The following is a 546-nucleotide window of genomic DNA, read 5'->3' on the forward strand; positions in this document are numbered from 1 at the left end:
ATGCCTGTTCCCCTCCCTCGAGTATATCACAACATAATCGTCGAGTTTCATATTTATCGATTGATCCTCTTTCTGTTATAATTGATTTGATACTTGTGCTTTTCAACGGTATAATTAATTCGGCATCCCCTAATACTGCAATATTTGGATTATGTGTAATAATGATAACTTGCCTATTTTCCTTTATTCTCCTGAGGTTGGAAACAATTGTTTTATAAATAAATTCGCTGTCGAGATTATCTTCCGGCTGATCTATAATTAAAGGATATTTGCTTTTTGATTGCAATAGTATTGCTAGCAAAATGGATTGTTGTTGACCAAGTGATAACTGGGATAGTGATTTTGTGAAAATCTTTTCTACTCCTGTCGATTCATCTATAATCTTTTTAGTAACTGTTATGGTTGGGCGATCTTCAAATTTAATCGATTCCAGATCTTCAAACCCATTGTTAAAAGTGAGCCTTGTTTGAATATTGCTCAATTCTGTGTCATTTATGACTCGGTTTAATTCCTCATCCTTTATGTTCTTTAGGGCATCCAAATTCT

General features: G+C 33.7%; 1 protein-coding gene. It reads right to left on the reverse strand.

The annotated features are described in order from the left end of the window. A partial coding sequence (locus OI18_RS23210) for an AAA family ATPase (RefSeq protein WP_039144674.1) occupies nt 1-546 on the reverse strand: 546 nt, incomplete at both ends.

The organism is Flavihumibacter solisilvae (genome assembly GCF_000814475.1).
Lineage (GTDB): Bacteria > Bacteroidota > Bacteroidia > Chitinophagales > Chitinophagaceae > Flavihumibacter > Flavihumibacter solisilvae.